This window comes from Alkalibacterium sp. m-11, from assembly GCF_054658155.1.
In genome coordinates this window covers 1-253 of record NZ_BAAGIR010000595.1, presented here as the reverse complement: position 1 = coordinate 253, position 253 = coordinate 1, and the positions used below count along the sequence as shown (strand labels likewise).

The window sequence follows — 253 nt, the reverse complement described above, 5'->3', positions numbered from 1 at the left end:
AAAGCTTCAATAGCTGCGTCCGTATCACGATGAGCGGATACATGATCAGACAAGATGATTTTATTGATGGCATCGAAAAAGAAAATAAGATAGTTCCATTTTCCTTTAATACGAATGTACGTCTCATTGTAGAAAAGCAAAATAATCCAGCCAGTAAATGTCACTTTATTCCGGCAGTTTTTTTTAAGAAAATGGGTCAATTAAGCGACAGAATCTGTTTATTCCAGCACGTTTGTCAGTTTAGACCAGCGGA

General features: G+C 36.8%; 1 protein-coding gene. It reads right to left on the bottom strand.

Features of this window, described 5'->3' with window-relative positions:
- Nucleotides 1-86, bottom strand: an 86-nt coding sequence (locus ACYQ2O_RS13680; protein ID WP_459796871.1) for a hypothetical protein, incomplete at its 3' end; no start/stop codon positions are given.
- Nucleotides 87-253: the final 167 nt, after the last annotated feature.